The organism is Sphingobium sp. BS19 (assembly GCF_027925545.1).
GTDB lineage: Bacteria > Pseudomonadota > Alphaproteobacteria > Sphingomonadales > Sphingomonadaceae > Sphingobium.
In genome coordinates, this window is the sequence record NZ_BSEF01000008.1 from 244,467 (window position 1) to 262,348 (window position 17,882).

General features: G+C 57.2%; 14 protein-coding genes, 1 tRNA gene and 2 pseudogenes. 10 read left to right on the top strand and 7 right to left on the bottom strand.

All coding sequences use genetic code 11. The features are described from left to right. The first annotated feature begins 189 nt into the window (after positions 1–189). Genes QMG56_RS11400 through QMG56_RS11410 form a run of 3 tightly spaced genes read left to right on the top strand, consistent with a single transcriptional unit; the run spans position 190 to position 4,087 of the window. Positions 190–1,809, top strand: coding sequence for a DUF4153 domain-containing protein (locus QMG56_RS11400; protein WP_281822637.1), 1,620 nt, complete (start codon positions 190–192; stop codon positions 1,807–1,809). Further along, the gene (locus QMG56_RS11405) at positions 1,806–2,525 is read left to right on the top strand and encodes a response regulator transcription factor (RefSeq protein ID WP_281822638.1); all 720 of its coding nucleotides are present in this window, start codon (positions 1,806–1,808) and stop codon (positions 2,523–2,525) included. Before QMG56_RS11400 ends, QMG56_RS11405 begins: the two co-directional genes overlap by 4 nt. After that, positions 2,522–4,087 carry a HAMP domain-containing sensor histidine kinase gene (locus QMG56_RS11410; protein WP_281822639.1) on the top strand — a complete coding sequence of 522 codons (1,566 nt, stop codon included), beginning with the start codon at positions 2,522–2,524 and terminating at the stop codon, positions 4,085–4,087. Before QMG56_RS11405 ends, QMG56_RS11410 begins: the two co-directional genes overlap by 4 nt. A gap of 400 nt (positions 4,088–4,487) precedes the next feature. On the opposite strand, the gene QMG56_RS11415 is transcribed toward QMG56_RS11410, so the two are convergent. Together QMG56_RS11415 and QMG56_RS11420 are read right to left on the bottom strand one after the other, a co-directional pair. Beyond that, positions 4,488–4,667 (bottom strand): Arm DNA-binding domain-containing protein, encoded by a 180-nt coding sequence (locus tag QMG56_RS11415; protein ID WP_281822640.1) that lies wholly within the window; start codon positions 4,665–4,667, stop codon positions 4,488–4,490. Positions 4,668–5,113: 446 nt separating this feature from the next. Continuing rightward, on the bottom strand, positions 5,114–6,229 hold the full coding sequence (locus QMG56_RS11420; RefSeq protein ID WP_281822641.1) for a site-specific integrase: 1,116 nt from the start codon (positions 6,227–6,229) through the stop codon (positions 5,114–5,116). A gap of 382 nt (positions 6,230–6,611) precedes the next feature. Between QMG56_RS11420 and QMG56_RS11425 the strand changes: the two genes are divergently transcribed. Continuing rightward, on the top strand, positions 6,612–6,860 hold the full coding sequence (locus QMG56_RS11425) for a hypothetical protein (protein WP_281822642.1): 249 nt from the start codon (positions 6,612–6,614) through the stop codon (positions 6,858–6,860). A 21-nt stretch (positions 6,861–6,881) separates the two neighbouring features. Here the strand turns inward: QMG56_RS11425 and QMG56_RS23450 are convergent. From QMG56_RS23450 to QMG56_RS11445, 5 genes and pseudogenes are all read right to left on the bottom strand, one after another. After that, a pseudogene (locus QMG56_RS23450) lies at positions 6,882–7,016 on the bottom strand (hypothetical protein); the annotation flags it as partial. Positions 7,017–7,034: 18 nt separating this feature from the next. Further along, positions 7,035–7,226 (bottom strand): helix-turn-helix domain-containing protein, encoded by a 192-nt coding sequence (locus QMG56_RS11430; RefSeq protein WP_281822643.1) that lies wholly within the window; start codon positions 7,224–7,226, stop codon positions 7,035–7,037. Between the two features lie 402 nt (positions 7,227–7,628). Then, entirely contained in the window at positions 7,629–10,862 is a 3,234-nt protein-coding gene (locus QMG56_RS11435) for a type ISP restriction/modification enzyme (protein ID WP_281822644.1), read from the bottom strand. A gap of 67 nt (positions 10,863–10,929) precedes the next feature. Continuing rightward, positions 10,930–12,162, bottom strand: coding sequence for an integrase arm-type DNA-binding domain-containing protein (locus tag QMG56_RS11440; RefSeq protein ID WP_281822645.1), 1,233 nt, complete (start codon positions 12,160–12,162; stop codon positions 10,930–10,932). A gap of 211 nt (positions 12,163–12,373) precedes the next feature. After that, positions 12,374–12,447: transfer RNA gene (locus QMG56_RS11445), tRNA-Gly, on the bottom strand. A 363-nt stretch (positions 12,448–12,810) separates the two neighbouring features. Here QMG56_RS11445 and QMG56_RS11450 point away from each other — a divergent pair. From QMG56_RS11450 to QMG56_RS11475, 6 genes and pseudogenes are all read left to right on the top strand, one after another. After that, entirely contained in the window at positions 12,811–13,827 is a 1,017-nt protein-coding gene (locus QMG56_RS11450; RefSeq protein WP_281822646.1) for an IS110 family transposase, read from the top strand. Between the two features lie 785 nt (positions 13,828–14,612). Then, positions 14,613–15,023 (top strand): annotated as a pseudogene (locus tag QMG56_RS11455) (AMP-binding protein); the annotation flags it as partial. 63 nt (positions 15,024–15,086) lie between these two features. Beyond that, complete coding sequence (locus tag QMG56_RS11460) at positions 15,087–15,473, top strand: hypothetical protein (protein ID WP_375713686.1); 387 nt, start codon at positions 15,087–15,089, stop codon at positions 15,471–15,473. Continuing rightward, positions 15,470–16,294 carry an enoyl-CoA hydratase/isomerase family protein gene (locus QMG56_RS11465; protein ID WP_281822647.1) on the top strand — a complete coding sequence of 275 codons (825 nt, stop codon included), beginning with the start codon at positions 15,470–15,472 and terminating at the stop codon, positions 16,292–16,294. Before QMG56_RS11460 ends, QMG56_RS11465 begins: the two co-directional genes overlap by 4 nt. 5 nt (positions 16,295–16,299) lie before the next feature. Next, positions 16,300–17,457 (top strand): acetyl-CoA acetyltransferase, encoded by a 1,158-nt coding sequence (locus QMG56_RS11470; protein WP_281822648.1) that lies wholly within the window; start codon positions 16,300–16,302, stop codon positions 17,455–17,457. A 3-nt stretch (positions 17,458–17,460) separates the two neighbouring features. Next, complete coding sequence (locus QMG56_RS11475) at positions 17,461–17,880, top strand: Zn-ribbon domain-containing OB-fold protein (protein ID WP_230187698.1); 420 nt, start codon at positions 17,461–17,463, stop codon at positions 17,878–17,880. Positions 17,881–17,882 lie beyond the last annotated feature (2 nt).

Genomic DNA, 17,882 nt, shown 5'->3' on the forward strand with positions numbered 1-17,882 from the left:
GGCGGCTACACCCATGTTTTCTGCGCCGATTGCCGATGCATCGAAAGACCTTTTGGGAGAAATGCCGAATTTCCGCCAATTTCCTCGCCTGCGAGGGATGGTCTGCACAGCTTCTGCACGGAAAACACGCCGCAATCGCAAGCGCTGGCACCTCGGTTCTGCATCGGCTGCTGCGATGGATAGTCCTCCATGAGGGAGGTCATCATGCATCGCTTGCCGTTTTTTGCCACATACAGGTGGAAGCTCTACCTCAGCTTAGCCATCGCTTTTCTGGGTGACTATCTTTTCTATCACAATGCACTCTTTGGAGGGCATCTCGGGCTTTTCGCCTTCGCTCTCCTGCTTTGCCTGATGGTGGGGCGCCCGAACATATTGCGGCGGTGGGAAGGTCGCCTTGCTGCTATCTCTGCCGGGATTTTCGGCTGCGCGTTGATTGTCGATCCAGGCATATTGTCATGGACGATGTTCTGGATTGCGATCAGCCTGGCTGCGCTTTTTGGAATGACGATGCAGTACGACGATGGCTGGTTGTGGTTCCAGCGCCTGCTATTGCATGCGCTGCGTTCACCCGTTGCGCCGTTCATGGACTTCTCCAAAGTTCGACGGGCAGCGCGAAGAGTCCGCCGCAGGTGCTTTAGCCTTCGGGCAATTTTGCGAGTAATTGGGCTGCCGCTTCTTGGCGGCGCGATAATTCTCACTTTGTTCGCAACCGCCAATCCGATCATTGCGCGAGTTCTGGCAATGATCGAATGGCCGGACTTGTCAGCGATCACGCCCTGGCGGATGATCTTATGGCTGATGTTCTTTGTTTTGGGATGGAGCGTCCTTCGACCGCGCGTCGCCAAACGACTGATTCCCACCTTCGACGGCAGGGGGGATTTGGACCTGCCGGGGGTGTCGGTCGCATCGGTGATGCTGTCCCTGCTCCTCTTCAACGCCATGTTCGCGGTCGAGAATGCTCTTGATGTCGCCTATCTGTCACGCGCCTTGCTGCTGCCAACGGGGATGTCGATGACGGAATATGTGCATCGCGGTGCCTATCCCCTGATCGTCACAGCCCTTCTAGCCGGACTGTTTGTCCTGATCACATTGCGTCCCGGCTCATCGACAGCCGCCGTGCCAATGATCAGGTGGCTCGTGGTACTCTGGATCGTTCAGAACATCATGCTGGTCACATCCAGCGTCCAGCGCACCCTGGAGTATATCGAAGCGAGCATGCTCACGACGCTGCGGATTCAGGCTCTCGCTTGGATGGCTCTCGTCGCGGCGGGCTTGGTGCTCATCTGCTGGCGCATGCTTCGGGGAAAAAGCTCGTCCTGGCTTATCAATACCAACGTGGGCGCTGCAGCAGCGGTACTGACCTTGTTCTGCTTCATCGACGCCGGTGAGATCGCTGCACGATGGAATGTTCGCCATGCGCGCGAAATAACCGGTTCTGGCCCGAGCGTTGATCTTTGCTACCTTAATCGCCTCGGGCCGTCTGCGCTGCTGCCACTGATTGCCCTCGAAAGTCAGACTAGCGATCCATCCTTCAGGGATCGCGTCCAGGCAATCCGAACGGGCATTTACAATGGCATGGTCAATGATGTCCGACAGGGCGGATGGACGTGGCGCAACGAGCGGCGGCTCCAAGCAGCCGACGCAATGCTCAAGGGCACAAAGCCGGTCCGTCCCGATTCCTTCCTGCGCAACTGCGACGGCTCAAGGGAACAGCCACAGTCGGATGTCTCTGCGAAAGCAGTGCCAGCAAACCCCGCGCTTCAGCCATTTGCAAGGCCTGACCCGTTGACACGGAAGGATGAACAATGATCATGTGTTCCATGCCGCGCACGATCCTCATTGTCGATGACGATCCCCACATCCGTCAGCTTCTAGTATTTGCTTTCAGCAAGGCGGGCCTTGATACGAAGGAAGCAAGCGATGGCGAAGAGGCTCTCGCCGCCGTAGAGCAACATCAGCCTGACCTTGTGATACTCGACATCAACATGCCCAAGATGGATGGACTGGAAGTGTGTCGGCGCCTGCGCACCCAGGGCGAGATACCCATTCTCTTTCTCTCGTCACGCGATGACGAGATCGATCGTGTTCTGGGCATAGAGCTTGGTGCCGACGACTATGTCGTCAAGCCCTTCTCGCCCAGAGAAGTAGTCGCGCGATCCATGGCAATCCTGCGCCGCACGGCGGGTCGGCCGCCAGCCGCAGAGACTAATGGCAGGCTTCTGCACGGCGCTCTTATGCTTGACGCGGACGCGTGGGCGGCGACATGGGGAACGAGTCCCGTAGTGCTGACAGTTACGGAGTTCACGATCCTGCGCACCTTGGTGTCGATGCCGGCCCGCATCTTCTCGCGCGACATGATCATAGACCGCCTGCACGGCCCCGGCTTTGCCATAACCGACCGCACGATCGACAGCCACGTCCGTAACCTGCGCCGCAAGTTTGCGGAGGTCGGCTGTCCCGACATCGTTGAGACGCGTGCGGGGGTCGGCTATCGCCTTGGGAGTTGCGCGGAACCACCTGCATGATTGCTGCCTTCAAGCAGCTGGTAGCGCGCCACTGGCCGGTGCTTCGGTTTCGCAGCATCATCTTCGGAACGCTACTATTCGTGGCGGCGCTCCCCGGCTTAGGTGCGGTCTTCCTGCGCGTGTACGAGAACGCGTTGGTCAGGCGAACGGAGGCGGAGCTTATCGCGCAAAGCACTGCGCTTGCCGCTAGCGCTTCGATCATCTGGCCCGGTGCAATCGAACAGCCGACTCCGAGTAATGTTCGGTTTGAGGAGCCGGTCACAGAAGTCGATCTCCAGAGTGCTACGGTCCTGCCGGAGCGCCCAGCGCCAGTCCGTGCCAGAATGCCGATCGACCAAGGTGCCGCAGGGGTTCTTCAAAGGCTCAAGCCCGTTATCACCCAAACCAAAGCTGTCACGCTGGCATCGATCCAGCTGCTCGACCGCAACGCCATTATCCTCAACGGCTATGGAATGGGAGGCAGTCTCATCCATGCCCCCGAAGTCGCGGCAGCTCTTCGTGGAAAGGCTACAACGGTTTTTCGCGATAATGCCAGCTATCGGCAAACCTATCCGCTCGAATGGCTAAGCCGAGCGTCAAGTCTGCGTCTCCATCATGCCCGCCCGATCCGTGTAAATGGACAGGTAGTGGGCGCGGTGCTGGTCTCACGGTCTCCGCGTGCGTTGTTCAAGGGCATGTATGAGGATCGTGGCAAGATCGCACTGGGCGTCATCGTCATCTTCGGCACACTCGTGCTTATTTCGGCGATCCTTGCGCGCGCCATTGTTCGCCCGATTGAAAATCTCAGCCGGGCTACACACACGATGGCGACCGGACGTGCCATCACGCTGCAGCGACCGTCGCTGCAAGTCGTCGAAGTCCGTGCACTCTATGACGACTTTGAAAAAATGGCCGAAGCCATTGCGCAACGCTCCCGCTATCTCCGCGACTTCGCAGCGGCACTCAGTCACGAGTTCAAGACGCCGCTGGCGAGCATAAGTGGTGCTATCGAATTGCTGGAGGATCATGCCGACACGATGTCCGACGCCGACAGGCAGAAATTTCTGGGGAACATGGCGGTCGATGCCGATCGGCTTTCCCGGCTCGTGCGCCGCATGATGGAGCTTGCCAAGGCAGATATGCAGCTGCCGAATGGCACCGAGCGTATTGATGTGATGCCTGTGTTGGCCAAGATCGCGGATAGCTATCGATCGCCCTCCTTCGTTGTACAGGTGCAGGCCGCGAGCCCCCGCTCAGGCGCCCTGATCGACCACATAAGTCTTGAAAGGATTGCCGCCACTCTGGTCGAGAACAGCAAACAAGCTGGCGCGACGAAGGTACTGATCTACATCCGGTATATGGACGGGCAGATGACGATAGCATTCGAGGATGACGGCGATGGCATCTCCGAGGCGGACCGCGCAAGGATCTTTGAACCGTTTTTCACAAGCAAGCGCCATAAGGGCGGAACAGGTATGGGCCTGTCCATTGCCCGATCCCTCGCGGAAGCGCATGGTGGCACTCTGGGTTTGGCGCACTCCAACCAGGGCGCGCGCTTCAAACTGGCTCTGACGTCAGGCTGATGGGCCAATCAGAGCGTTGGGGCGGATGATCAAGTGGCGGGCGCGAGCCTCAAATTCTGCGTTCGACCAGAAATCGACGCTCGAGCCTTTGAGATCGGAGCTAGAAGGGGACGTTTCGCGCCTTTAATTATGTTGTTCAACGGACGGTTTGCGATTTGGCAATATGGCGGATTGCATGACAGCTTTACTCGCTATTATGCTCGGTATTTTCGCTCATTCCAATGTGTCGAATGAGATCCCGCTCGTGGCGGTCGGGTTCGGACTCCGCTATTCTCCCGACACGCCGGTGCCAGTCTCGCCCGATCATCCGCTTTACAGCCGCGTTTTGATCGACCCGATTGAGGAAATGCCTAGCTCGGTCCGTTTGAGCATTGCTCGCCCCTCAAGCATAAACGAAGGATTAAAGCTGACGTTGGAGCATCTGCACATGCTCGCACCGACCAGTACTGATGCAAAAGTCCTTGCCCTCCGCGAGCAGGTCGCGGGCTTCATCGCGCATTTTGCGGGCGTCCCGCAAGGTTACCTGCGGGTACGAGCCAAAGCTCAGTTTCTTTTCCGCGCCGCTGCGACGAAACTTCATTCGCGGGAACCAGATGGGGAGATCACCAGAAAGAGTCCCAGCTCATCATAGAGTTTGTAGGGCTTACCACGCGTCTTAGCTCGACGAATTGCTATATCACTCAATGACATAGTTCAGGCCTTTCATGGCGAGGCCCCCACCCTTGGGGGCCTCGTGCATTTTCCGGCACGCTTTTTTTAGAAAAGGCCCCACTTCTGCCTGGGCTTCCATGGCATGAAGCGAGATTTCTCGAGCTGGATGACCATTAAAATACCGCAGATTTCCGCGGGTTGTAAAGCTATCGGGGATGTTCTGAGATCGAGAATTGGAGCGGTGAAGGGAACCGCGAAATGGGCCAAAAACCCTTGTTTTCCTGATTATCTGCGGACAGCATTTTACTACATACCCCCAATCATACCCCCAGATGCTTTGGGTAGGGCGATTAATTCTGCTTCGACACGAATTTATCAGTCGCGCGAAACCGGCAAATTTTGCATCGCGGCCACCACCTTGGCTACGAATGCGGCATCTACCGCCGGTGCAAGTTGATCCGTTGAATCCAAGCCCATACCCCGGATCAGTTCTGCCTGTCGGTGCGGTGCGACCGTGCCATAACTCGTGAGTGTCGTCATCACCCGTTCGTGGCCCAGATTCTGCGACCACGCTTTGAAAGCCTCAATGGTCGGGCAAACCTTCTCGCCGTGATGCACTAGCGTGTCGCGGAATGAATGCGGATTGAAATAAGGCAGGCCAGCCGCCTCAAATGCTTTACGGAATATGTCGCGGATTGGCCCGGCCCCCTGCCAGCATTCACCGCGGCGCAGGCCCACTGGCACAAATCCGCCATTTTCCCCTAAGCCTATCTGTGTCGGCGGAAACAGCGGGTCATCATCACCCCAAAGCAATGTGGTACGCAAATAAGCACACCAGTCCTGAACAATTTGAAGCGCTTCGCCGCCAACTGGAAAGAACCATGTCGAGAATGTCTTGCTTGCCTTGGTGCGCACATCGCGCGCATCTTGATCTACGCGGCCCTGCAAAAGATCGACGTGCTTCAGTCGAAATGAAGCCAGCGCCCCATCGCGCGCGCCTGTCAGTAGGGCAAAAGCGACCAACGCCCGGTTGCGCATTTCAATGGCGGTGCAGGTCGGCATGGATGCGATGACGTGGTGGACCTGATCCAGTGAAGGAAACACCTTGTGCCGCACTGCCTTGGCGATCCGGACATCCTTTTCAGACAGGTTGAAATAGTCGGCATCAGCATAGGACAGCCGGGATTTGTAACCTGGCTGGCCTGCTAGCCAAATAAAGAAACCGCGAAGGGCGGACAGGGTCGAATTAACCGTGGCTCGGCTCAATGGCTTGCCGGTGCGGATCGCGGGTTGCTTGTCCAATTTATGCTTAAATGCCACCGCCTGCGCACGGTGGAAAGTTTTGAAATCCTTGTGCCCGTTCGCCTCTTCGAAGCGCGCCAGTGCCTTTGCAACGGCATCTATCGATGTTTCGTCGCGGCGCTGTGCTTCCTTGAGATAGGTAAAATATTCGCGCTTGATCCGGGCGTTCGCGCCACTGTGCTTTGCCATTGGCTTTTAGTCCTTTTGATTGTCACAATTTAGGGAAGGTGATGCGCACTCACATAATGGCGGTGCAGGTCGGCATGGATGCGATGACGTGGTGGACCTGATCCAGTGAAGGAAACACCTTGTGCCGCACTGCCTTGGCGATCCGGACATCCTTTTCAGACAGGTTGAAATAGTCGGCATCAGCATAGGACAGCCGGGATTTGTAACCTGGCTGNATCGATGTTTCGTCGCGGCGCTGTGCTTCCTTGAGATAGGTAAAATATTCGCGCTTGATCCGGGCGTTCGCGCCACTGTGCTTTGCCATTGGCTTTTAGTCCTTTTGATTGTCACAATTTAGGGAAGGTGATGCGCACTCACATATGCGTGGGCTTGCCTCCCTGATTTGGACATCCAGATTGGGCATAATTGTAGCGATGGCGTCCAAACGGGTGCGCCGGTGCATCATCGAGCCGCAGGTTTCGCAAATGGCGCTGAGGTTGCCTGTGTCGGCATTCTGGCGAGTGGCTTCAATCATCCCCATGGCGGGCGCGCGCGGCTGGCGGCACTTGAGACAATAGAGCATTCCCGGTGGGCAGGGCCGTTTCGCCTCCTTGCGCTTTCGTTCAAGGTAGTCGCGGAGTTCATGGCCTAGCATCAGCACTGGGCGGGATCGGTCCACTGTTGGTAAACCGTTTTTGATCCAATTACGGATTGAGTTTTTGTGCGTCCCTAAAACAAGGGCTGCCTCTTCGACACTGTAGGATCGATGTAGTTTGATCAGGCGGGGATTGATCCGACGGGTAGACATGAATGTCGCGCCCGCCGTTTATTCAGTACCGCCATTGCCAGCGTATGGCTTTTCACCTGCGAGTGCTTTGATCGACGCAACCTTGATTAGTGTGCGACGACCGATTTTGACCTTTTCCAATCGTCCTTCATCCATGAGGCGATAAGCGGTTGAGCGGCCAATTCCGAGCGCACGCTGCGCTTCAAGAATAGATGCAAGATACTGGTCCATGTGATGTCTCCGCAATTCGAAGGCACCATGCCGTCGAGAAGCGGTGAGACATATGAACGTATGTTCGCGGATTGACAAAAACATCCGACATTATTCAAAAGGCTTGAGGTTTCTGAGATTTCCTGAACATGGTCCACCATGATGCGACGGCTCTCGGTGAAACTTCAATGCCATACTGCCATTCAATTTTAAGGACATGCCACTGGATTATGCCTTCGCGCGTGCGATAAGCCCGAATGTCGCTACCATAATGGCTTTGGAGCCAGTCGCGCTCGCAGGCCGCGCCAATCTGCAATCGCTGCCTCAGTGAGAGTGTAGCCGGTCGGCCCGCCCCATGCCGTGATCCGCCGCGTGGCATTCAGGCGTAAAGCACGCGGGCGTATCCATCCATGGTGCTGTCGCTCAATCCAGCGGCAATTCGATTGTGCGCATAATGCGGTCGGTTTCGGACAGGATTTTGACGATGCGTTGATAGTGGCGAATGTCATCATAGGATAAGGCGCGGCCCCTACGATCCTTCAACCACTTTTGCGCAGGCTGATAGCCGCCGATGTACAAGTCCCAAGCGATGGCAGGTACACCGTCAAAATACTGAGTGGAATTGATCCAGACTTGGTCGTGCTCATGGCGGGGCTTCTCCACGACGCTGTCTCCGTCGCCATGGAAGGGATAGGGCGTTGAGCCGATGGCGGCATCTTCTATCAAGTGCAGGCGGCGGAGCGCCTCGCCCTTTTCACTCACGGCGCGAAAGTTATCTGGGCTTGCAGGGAACGGTATGCGGGGGAAGTCAATTTTCAAAAATTCGGCATAGGTGGCGCGATATGCAGGGCAATGCAGAACGCCATAAAAATAGTCGAAAACCTTCACCTCATTCGGGCGTGCATCGCCGGTCGCGATTCGGAAATCAGCGCCGCCATCGGGCCCAAGAAGCCCCCTAGGGAGGCCTGCCGCCCTTAGAATTTCAGCATATATAGTAGGATCGAAATTGATGCGAATGCTTTGGTCTAGAGTATCCACATCCGGGTAAATATAGAGAGGGGCTAAATAATTCACTTCCTTAATGCTCAGCGTATGATGAGTTATTGGTAGGTCGTGAACTAAAAAGTCAGCGAAACTGCGGCCCCCCTCAATGGTGCGAGTGAATGACGCGGCTAAGTTCGGCCCCGATTGGAAATTCCGCATGAACTCGACTCGCCCCCAATCAACCATATCTGGCCGTGACAAAATCACGCGGGTGTCAAATGGGCGATATGCAATCGAATGGATGTCGTTGCACCATTCTGCTGATTGAAGCGCTTTGCGAGCGGACGGCAACTTCCAGCCTCTTGAATCGCCTGGCAAATATTTGCCAGGCTTCTTACCCCCAAAGAATCGTTCCCGAATTTCCGCATCGGAGGTGGCAGTATCTGCAAACGTAGTTATGCGGTCATTCAGTTCTTCCGCATCAAAAGCGATGACCAACCCATCGCGCGCAGTTACTATGCCAGCAACATTAGTAGGCATTAGATCCGCGACTGAAAAGCCTTTGGCGTAATCGGCTTCCAAATCATAATCGCGATTTACGAAAGGATATTGGGGCGCTTTGTTGGGCAACGGTGCTGAAGCAAGACTGGCCGAAGTTCCATCCCAAAGTTGACTATATTTATTGTCGCGCGTTCCCCAAAGTTCGCCGTGAGATACTTTTGCAAGAGCCTTAGGTCCTTTACCAACGCGCCGCTTTTTCACCGCAATGATGATCGCCACGCCCTGCATGATGTCGAACACATTCTTGTCTGGTGAACCGTCAGGACTGATTTCTTTTTTATTGGAATTTCCGTGAAGATCTAACACGTGGATGCTGTCAAAGGTGTTCATCAGGTGCCAGCGCATCCCGCGGAATGTCGGGTTGTCGAGGTAGCCATGGTTGGTGATAAAACCTAAAACACCCTCCCCGGTTTGCTCAATCATGTGTTCCGCAAGGCGAAGAAACTTTACATAATCGTCCTGCAACCAGTGCTTTCGCTCGCCGAAGTGAACGCCATCGACGTATTTGTAATCCTCTATCTTACTGGTGATCCATTCGCCGTTGTTTTGGCTGATGCCAGAATAAGGAGGGTTGCCAATTACGCACATGATAGGGGTCTGGCGCTTAATGTTGTTGGCTTGTTTGGACTCCTCAGCGATGGCGCGCTGAATACCAAAATCAAGGGTTTGCAGCACTCGCTCTCCACCTTCCAGTGAGTTGGTGAGGTAAACGCCAAGGCGCGGAGGGTTGGCTGATGGTTTGTAGCCCAGCCGCGTTAGGATCATGTCGAGTTTCATATGACACATGGCATAACTGGCCATCAGTAGTTCGAAGCCATGCAGGCGCGGGATCAGATCGCGTTCTATGTAGGCTGACAGTTGACCGGGGGCTACGCCTCTGATCCTTTCGGACACCAGTTTCACCACCTCAGCCAGAAAAGTGCCGGTGCCGGTGGCCGGGTCAAGTATCTGGACGCGGTGAACTTCCTTCTTGATATATGCAGGCTTGCCAGTCTTCAGGTCGTTCTGGCCCGTATCCCAATCGATTGTGATCTTTGAGGTGTCGGCCAAGCCATCGGACAGACCAAATTCTCTTTTCACCACATCGTCTACTGCGCGCACAATGAAGTTTACCACGGGTTCGGGCGTATACCATACACCCCGCGCTTTCCGCTTTGCCGGGTTATATTCGGTTAGGAAGTCCTCGTAGAAATGCAGAAATGGGTCTTGTCGAGCGGTGATCTTGCCGAAATTGCGCAGCACTTTGTCCATGTTGGTGGCGCAGAATACGTCGCAAAGTTCGTCAATCACTCGGCGTAGTCGTTCGTCCAGATTAGGACCAGCAATGTAGATAAACAGTTCGCGCAAAAACGGGTTGGTCTTGGGCAGCAGGTCCAGCGCCTCGGCGCGGCTGAAGTTATCCGGCGTTACATCATGCAGCCGGGCGGCGAACAGCCCATAGGCAATGGTTTCCGCGTAAATGTCCGCAAACTCTTCGACCGTGATATCGTGGATCAGGCTACTTTTGAACGCCTCGTATTGGCCGATCAGGTCGGTTGCACCGGTGCTATGATTTCGGGTTTTGAAATCCGCCACTAGTGCCCGGCCCATGATGTCCTTGATGATAGCCGCCTTGCCCGCCATCATTTCAGCCAGCCGCTTGGACGATGTTATGCTAAGAGGCGTGACATGGGCGAAGTCGCGCAGCCGGTTGTCCAGCAGAGAAAAATTGTCTGGTCGCGAGGGCAGGGTCGGGATCAGGTCTGCAATCGTGATGAAATCCACCATGTCACCATCTCGGATGAACTCGAAGTCCAGTCCGTTGGTATAGATCAGGTTGGGCAAACCCTTTCTGTAGCGATCCTTTTGCCCTTTGCTGTAATCGTTGGCCGCGAATTTACGAATATCCTTGCCGATGTCCTTTGCCTCGCACCAGCCGATTGCCACGTCACCGCGTTGAAACACAAAGTCGGGCGCGCCAACATCGGTGATATGCTTCGGTTCGTTAATCACGGTAAGCGCGGAATCGATAGAGCCAAACAACTTGGCTAATGCAGGCCGAAAACTATGTTCCGTGGTCTGGCCGCTGGCATAGAGGGATCGGATTTCAGATAGATACCCGTCGATGTTCATCTGCGTCGTGGCCCCAACTCGTTCTTTCCGAAGGGCTTAACGACACTCTCCCCGATCGCCAAGCGGTTCAACCTGCCTCACGTTCGGGGAAAGGCACAATGTCTGCCCCCTTGCGCAACTGATCGAGATAGTCCGACCACCATTGCGCCATTTCAACGCGCTCCTTCCAATGCGCGCCCCGATGATAAGCCGCGCGAACCTTGTCGGTATCGCCGTGGGCAAGCGCGCGTTCGATAGCGTCTGGATGCCATTTGCCGCTTTCATTCAGCAACGTTGACGCCATAGCGCGGAAACCATGCGCGGTCATTTCATCGCTGGCATAGCCTAGCCGTCTTAAGCCAGCATTGACGGTGTTTTCGCTCATCGGACGGGTTCGGGTACGGATCGAAGGGAACACGAACCCGGCTGGCCCGGTGACGGCTTTAACTTCCCGGAATAAGTCTATTGATTGCTGCGATAGAGGGACGTGGTGCGCCTTGCGCATCTTCATCTTTCCCGCAGGAATGATCCATAGCGCGCTGTCGAAATCGAATTCGCTCCAATCGGCATGACGCAACTCGCCGGGTCGGACGAACACATGGGGGGCAATCTGCAAAGCCAACTTGGTTATGCCGCTGCCTTCATAATCATCGATAGCGCGGAGCAACTGGCCTACCTTCGTCGCTTCGGTGATAGCCCCGTAGTGGGTGACCGTAGGCGCAGTCAGCGCGCCCCGCAGATCGCGGGTTGGGTCCGATGCCAACCTTGCTGTCGCCACGGCATAACGGAACACCGCGCTAGCCAATTGAAGGCTGCGCCGTGCGCTTTCAAGTTTTCCTTTGCCTTCAATGCGACGGATGGCAGTCAGCACGTCGGCGGGTTCAATCTCGGCAATTGGCAGTTTGCCGATTGACCCACAGACTAACGAAAGCAGATATTCACTACGAACGGCGGTGGCAGGCGCCCAACCCTTAGCGCCGTCGCGCCTGCGCTTTTGGCAATACTCGTTACAAATTGCCGTAAAGGTGTCCGCTGCCTGTATGCGGGCGCGCACCTTCTCGCGCTGCTTCTCGCGAGAAGGGTCTTTTCCTAGCGCTATCAGTTCACGCGCCTCTTCCCTGCGCCTTCGGGCTTCGCCAAGCCCAATCTCGGGATATGATCCCATGGCCAGTAACTTCTCGCGCCCATCAACACGATATTTGAGCCTCCAGAGTTTTCCACCGGCTGGAGTGATAAGCAGGAACAACCCGCCGCCGTCCGACAACTTGACCGCTTTCGTGCCGGGCTTGGCGTTACGAATTGCTACATCAGTCAAAGCCATGAATTTCCGAGCCTCTCTAAGGGTATACCCCCAATATACCCCCAGACGTGGGGGTATCGAGTAAGCCGTTTTGCATATACCCCCCAATCATACCCCCAGCGACTAGCAACTGGAGGCAGACACGCAGGGACGCTGGCGGTCCACTATGCTCTTAATACCTTGGATTTTCTGGGTTTGTCTAGACGTTGGCGAACATCGACGAACAGGAAAATGGAGCGGGTGAAGGGAATCGAACCCTCGTCGTAAGCTTGGGAAGCTTCTGCTCTGCCATTGAGCTACACCCGCGAACTGGCTTTAATCAGTCATTTCCGATCGCCTAAGTCAGTCCGGTTTACAATCCGGTTTACGCCTCTTGCGATACGTCGGCCTACTGCCACGATTGTTGCATTCTGGTCAACACAGACCTTTCGACTGCGACCTACTTCATTGGGCGACCATCCGAGAATATCTGCAATCTCGAAGCTGCCGGGGCATACTACCCATTTTATGTCTTTCTCGGTCGCTTTTCCATTCCCCGGAAGCGGACATAGGGCAATGTGCGGTCGCTGTTTTTTCAACGTCCGGGATGTTGGACACCGCGTAATTGATTTAGCCACCCTCCTGGATGCTACGAAGTCGCCATGGCGCTTCAATGCAGGAGGGTGACCGATGACAATGTATGCAGGATTAGATGTGAGCGACAAGTCCACGCATATTTGCGTGGTTGATGGTGATGGCACGGTATTACGCCGCGATGTGGTGGCCAGTGATCCAGAGGTTTTAGCGAAGTGGCTCGTCAAGCATTGTGCTGATTTGGCTCGTGTGGTGCTGGAGACCGGACCGCTTTCCACCTTCCTCTATCACGGCCTTGTCGAGCGTGCGGTGCCCATCGACTGCATCTGCGCCCGTCACGCCAAGGGCGTTCTTGCCGCACGGGTAAACAAGAGTGATGTGCATGACGCCGAAGGACACGCCCAGCTCGCGAGGACCGGTTGGTTCAAGCGTGTTCACATGAAGGCGTCAGCCACGCACATCGACCGGGCCGCTCTCCGCATTCGTGCGCAGCTGATTACCACGCGCGTGGCGATGGGCAACCAGTTGCGTGGGCTCTTGAAGCTGTTTGGTTTGCGTCTGGGTGCTGCCCGAACACCGGGTAAGCGCCGTGAACGCCTCATCGCCCTGTACCAGCAGCGGCCAGATCTCGAGCCGCTGTTTGCCCCACTGGTGGCATCCATGGAGGTGATTGAAGAGCAACTGCGCGCTTCCAATCGCCTGCTGGAAAGCCGTGCGGAAGAGGATCCGGTGTGCAGTCGGCTGATGAGCGTTCCTGGCGTCGGTCCCATCACTGCTCTGACATTCACCGCCAGCGTTGAGGATCCGCATCGTTTTGCTCGAAGCGAAGACGTGGGCGCATACGCTGGCCTGGTCCCGCGACGTAGCCAGTCCGGCGAACGCGATGTCCGCGGGAATATCTCCAAAGCGGGGGATGCTATGTTACGGAGATCGCTCTACGAAGCCGCGAACATCATGCTGTGTCGGGTGCAGCGACCCTTTGCACTCCAGCAATGGGGTCAGAGGATCGCAGAATCTAAAGGCAACAAACGCGCTAGGATTGCGGTTGCCCGTAAACTAGCCGTGCTGCTGCATTCGCTTTGGTTGAACGAGACAGAGTTTCGCTGGCAATGACACCAGTGATCCTCTTTCCGGTCAGCCATGCCAGGGTGATCTCGCCCGGACTGTAGAGGCGAAAACCTCGAGTTGGACACAGAGACACCCACCCTATCTCGCCCGGCCGCGATCATGAAGGCTCGGACTGACCGCTACCAAACGCCGTCCGATGACCTCGAAGACAACCATTGGCACCGGGAAAAGGAATGAAAATGAGAATATCAATTAGACAACACTCCGGAAAGGCAGCTTCGGAATCCCGAGGGTGATATGCAGCCCATTACTTCACCCGCGCTCATGCGCAACAACGCGGTTCGGCTCCAATCCCAGCTGTGGGAAAGCTGGGGGTCACGTCAGTGGCACCAAAGCGTCCAAACTATCTTCGGCCTAGAATCTCACCGAGGCAGAATCGCTCGACGAAGACAAGCTGTCCTGGCGGGGCCGGGTATCCGACATGCGTCAGTTAGGCAGATGCGTCGTCCCATGCGGTTGACAGCATTATTCGCATCAACAGCCCTCGATTTCTTGCTGCGCGACGAAAAGCGCTCTGCCACCTGATTAAAGCCGGACACGGACGCCGACAGAGACATACCTGCCAATCACGTCATAAAGCGCCTTGTTGGTCGAATAATAAATGCCGAAAGGCGCGCTTGGCGCGACTGGCGGTTCGCGATTGAACAGGTTGTTAACCGTTGCGATGAGCTCGAAACGTCGACTTCCCGAAGCCACCTTGAGCCGGGCGGTGACATCAGTGTAGAAAACGCTGCCGACCCGGTTGTTGTCGAGCGCGCCTTCTCGGTTGCCCGACGGTGGTTCTGCCGAAGTTCGATGCGGGCGTCGCGCTCGACATGATCGAACGCGAGCAGGTCACGGTGCTGTGCTGCGTCAGCACCCAGTTCATCATGCTGCTCAATGAACAGGCCGAACGGCCGCGCGACCTGTCGTCCCTGCGCTCGATGTTCACCGGCGGCGAAGCGGTGCCCTATCGCCGCGCCGCCGAGTTCGAGGAAGTGACCGGCGCCGTGGTCCTGCAATTCTATGGATCCAACGAGACCGGCGCGCTCAGCCGCACGACAGCCAGCGACAGCCGCGACCGGCGGCTGACGACGGCGGGAAAAATCATTCCCGAGATGGACGTGCGCCTGTTCGATCCGGCGACCGGCGCGGAAGTCGTTGGGCGGGGGCAGCCCGCCTGCCGTGGTCCGGCGACCTGCCTTGGCTATTGGGACGATGACGCAGCGAACGGAAAATTATTCACGCCAGACGGATGGATGTTGATGGGCGATATCATTGAAATCGATGACGAGGACTATCTGCGTGTCGTCGGCCGTACATCGGAATTTATCATCCGCGGCGGCAAGAATCTCTCTGCGCCCGCTATCGAGGCCGAAGTCGCGACTCACCCCGGCGTCGCGCTGGTCGCTGCCGTACCGGCCCCCGATCCAGTCTTCGGTGAACGGGTGTGCATCTATGTATCGCCGCGTGCCAATCATGCGCTGACGCTGGAAGCTATCATCGCGCATCTCCACGATCGTGGCGTATCGCGCGAATGGTTTCCCGAATATCTCGTGTTGATGGACGATCTGCCCCGGTCTTCGGGGGGCAAGGTCGCCAAGGGCGAACTCACTGCGGACGCCAAGCGGCGCTGGGCTGTGCCGGCATGACGTACAACAACATTACGCTCGTCTATGAAGACCGCACCGCGTATCTTACCCTGGCGCGCCCGGACAAGCTCAATCCGCTCGACTGGTCGACTGTCAAGGAGTTGAAGGCGGCGGTCGCCGAGATCGAGGCGAGGCCAGCGATCAATTTCGTGCTGCTGACGGGCGAGGGGCGCAGTTTCTCGGCCGGTGGCGATCTCGATGGCTATATCCGGCTTTATCAGAAGCCCGCTGAATTTCAGGCATTTCTCGACGATTTCTACGTGATGCTGACAAGCATCGAACGGGCGCGGGCGATCTGGATCGCAGCAGTCAACGGCGTCTGCGTCGCAGGCGGCATCGAACTGCTGCTTGCCTGCGACATGGGAATCGCCTCGGAAAGTGCGAAGATCGGCGACGGGCATCTCAATTTCGGACAGCTTCCGGGCGCGGGCGGGTCGCAACGTCTGCCGCGCGCGATTGGCCTGCTGCGCGCCAAGCATCTGATGCTGACGGGCGAACTGCTGGATGCAAAGGCGGCGGAGCAGTGGGGCTTGGTGACGAAGGTCGTGCCCGATGCAGAGCTAGTCAAAGCGGCGAAGGACTGGATCACAGCCATGGCGGCCAAGAGCGCGGTTGGCCTTGCCGGGGCAAAGCGGCTCGCCAACATGACGCTCGACACGCCCTATGAAGAAGGACTGCGGCAAGAGATCGCGTTCGTGCACCGCTACGCCACCACTGAAGCTGACGCCACCGAAGGCCTGCTGGCCTTCAAGGAGAAGCGCGCTCCGCGCTTCGGCCAGGAAAACCGCACGCCGCACTCTGGTGCGCCCAGGAAAGACTGACAGCCATGTTCAAGCTACGCGACAAATATGCGATCGCTGGAATCGGAACGACCGACTACAGCAAATTCTCCGGCCGGACCGTCCGCAGCCTCGCGACCGAGGCTTGCCTGAAGGCGATTGAGGATGCAGGCCTCACCGTTGCCGATATCGACGGCATCGTCAGTTTCAACTTCAACGACAGCGCCCCGGCGATGGGCGTTGCGACGGAGATGGGCATAGCAAATGCCGGCTATGCGGTCGACTATGCGGCGGGCGGCAATGGCGCGAACCTGATCACTCTGGCGGCGACTGCGGCGATCGAGGCGGGGCTGGCGAAGAACGTCGTCTGCTTCCGCGCCATGAACGGTCGCTCGGGATTTCGCCTGGGCGGCGGGCGCGACATGTCGGCTTATGGCGTCACCCAATATACAGCGCCGCTGGGCTGGATCACCTATCCGCAAGCGATGGCGATGTGGGCACGCCGCCACATGATCGACTTCGGCACGACTGAAGAGCATTGGGCGGAAATCGCGACCACCTTCCGCGACAATGCCGTGATCAATCCGCGCGCGATGCAGCGTACGCCGATGACGAAGGACGACTATTACAACTCGCGCTTCATCGTCGATCCCTTCCGCATGTACGACATCTGCCTGGAAAGCGACGGCGCTTGTGCGGTCGTCATCACCGCCGCCGAACATGCCCGCGACCTCAAGCAGAAGCCGGTCTACATAATGGGCGGCGCCTATGGCGGCGGCCCCAGCCAGGGCGACGACCTGTTCGATGCGATCCGCTGGCCCAGCCATTCCCACAATTGCTTCAAATATCTGGCCGACGACTTGTGGGGCAGCGCGGGCATAAAGCCCGAGGATGTCGACGTCGCCGAAATCTATGACTGCTTCACCTACAGCGTGTTGATGGCGCTGGAGGGGCTCGGCTTCTGCAAGGATGGCGAGGGCGGTCCGTTCGTGATGGATGGCCGGATCGCGCGCGCTGGCGCGCTGCCGGTCAACACCCACGGCGGCCTCTTGTCCGAGGCCTACATCCACGGCTTCAACCATGTGATCGAAGCGGTCGAGCAATTGCGCGGCCAGTCGGGTGCGCGCCAGATCGAGGGTGCGGAGATCGCCCTCACCACGGCGGGCGCCATGACCTGCGGCAGCGCCATGATCCTGAGGAACTGAAAAATGGCCAGCAAACCTTATGCAAAGCCCCTGCCGGTCCCCGATTCGGAAAGCACGCCTTTCTGGGACGGGATGCGCGAGGGCAAGCTGATGCTCCAGCGTTGCGCGTCGAGCGGCGAATATCTGTTCCCGGCCGTCACTTTCTGCCCCGGCTCGCTGGAACGACCCGAATGGACGCAAGCGAGCGGCAAGGGGACGGTGTTCAGTTGGATCGTTGTGCGCCATCCGGTGCCGCGCGACATCTATGCCGATCTTGTGCCCTATGTCGTCGCGCTGATCGACCTTGAGGAGGGCTGCCGGATGACCGGCAATCTGGTCGATTGCGCGCCTGAGGATGTGCGCGCGGGCATGCCCGTAGAGATCGGGTTCAACCGGGTCACGGCGGAGATCACGCTGCCAGCGTTCCGGCCTGCGGAGGGCTAAGC

What these genes read in the sequence shown, in the direction of transcription:
- QMG56_RS11400 (WP_281822637.1), top strand. Translation starts at nt 190, where the DNA reads ATGAGGGAGGTCATCATGCATCGCTTGCCGTTTTTTGCCACATACAGG.
- QMG56_RS11405 (WP_281822638.1), top strand. Translation starts at nt 1,806, where the DNA reads ATGATCATGTGTTCCATGCCGCGCACGATCCTCATTGTCGATGACGAT.
- QMG56_RS11410 (WP_281822639.1), top strand. Translation starts at nt 2,522, where the DNA reads ATGATTGCTGCCTTCAAGCAGCTGGTAGCGCGCCACTGGCCGGTGCTT.
- QMG56_RS11415 (WP_281822640.1), bottom strand. Translation starts at nt 4,667, where the DNA reads ATGAAGTTTCGTCGCAGCGGCGCGGAAAAGAAACTGAGCTTTGGCTCG.
- QMG56_RS11420 (WP_281822641.1), bottom strand. Translation starts at nt 6,229, where the DNA reads ATGGCAAAGCACAGTGGCGCGAACGCCCGGATCAAGCGCGAATATTTT.
- QMG56_RS11430 (WP_281822643.1), bottom strand. Translation starts at nt 7,226, where the DNA reads ATGGACCAGTATCTTGCATCTATTCTTGAAGCGCAGCGTGCGCTCGGA.
- QMG56_RS11435 (WP_281822644.1), bottom strand. Translation starts at nt 10,862, where the DNA reads ATGAACATCGACGGGTATCTATCTGAAATCCGATCCCTCTATGCCAGC.
- QMG56_RS11440 (WP_281822645.1), bottom strand. Translation starts at nt 12,162, where the DNA reads ATGGCTTTGACTGATGTAGCAATTCGTAACGCCAAGCCCGGCACGAAA.
- QMG56_RS11450 (WP_281822646.1), top strand. Translation starts at nt 12,811, where the DNA reads ATGACAATGTATGCAGGATTAGATGTGAGCGACAAGTCCACGCATATT.
- QMG56_RS11460 (WP_375713686.1), top strand. Translation starts at nt 15,087, where the DNA reads ATGGGCGATATCATTGAAATCGATGACGAGGACTATCTGCGTGTCGTC.
- QMG56_RS11465 (WP_281822647.1), top strand. Translation starts at nt 15,470, where the DNA reads ATGACGTACAACAACATTACGCTCGTCTATGAAGACCGCACCGCGTAT.
- QMG56_RS11470 (WP_281822648.1), top strand. Translation starts at nt 16,300, where the DNA reads ATGTTCAAGCTACGCGACAAATATGCGATCGCTGGAATCGGAACGACC.
- QMG56_RS11475 (WP_230187698.1), top strand. Translation starts at nt 17,461, where the DNA reads ATGGCCAGCAAACCTTATGCAAAGCCCCTGCCGGTCCCCGATTCGGAA.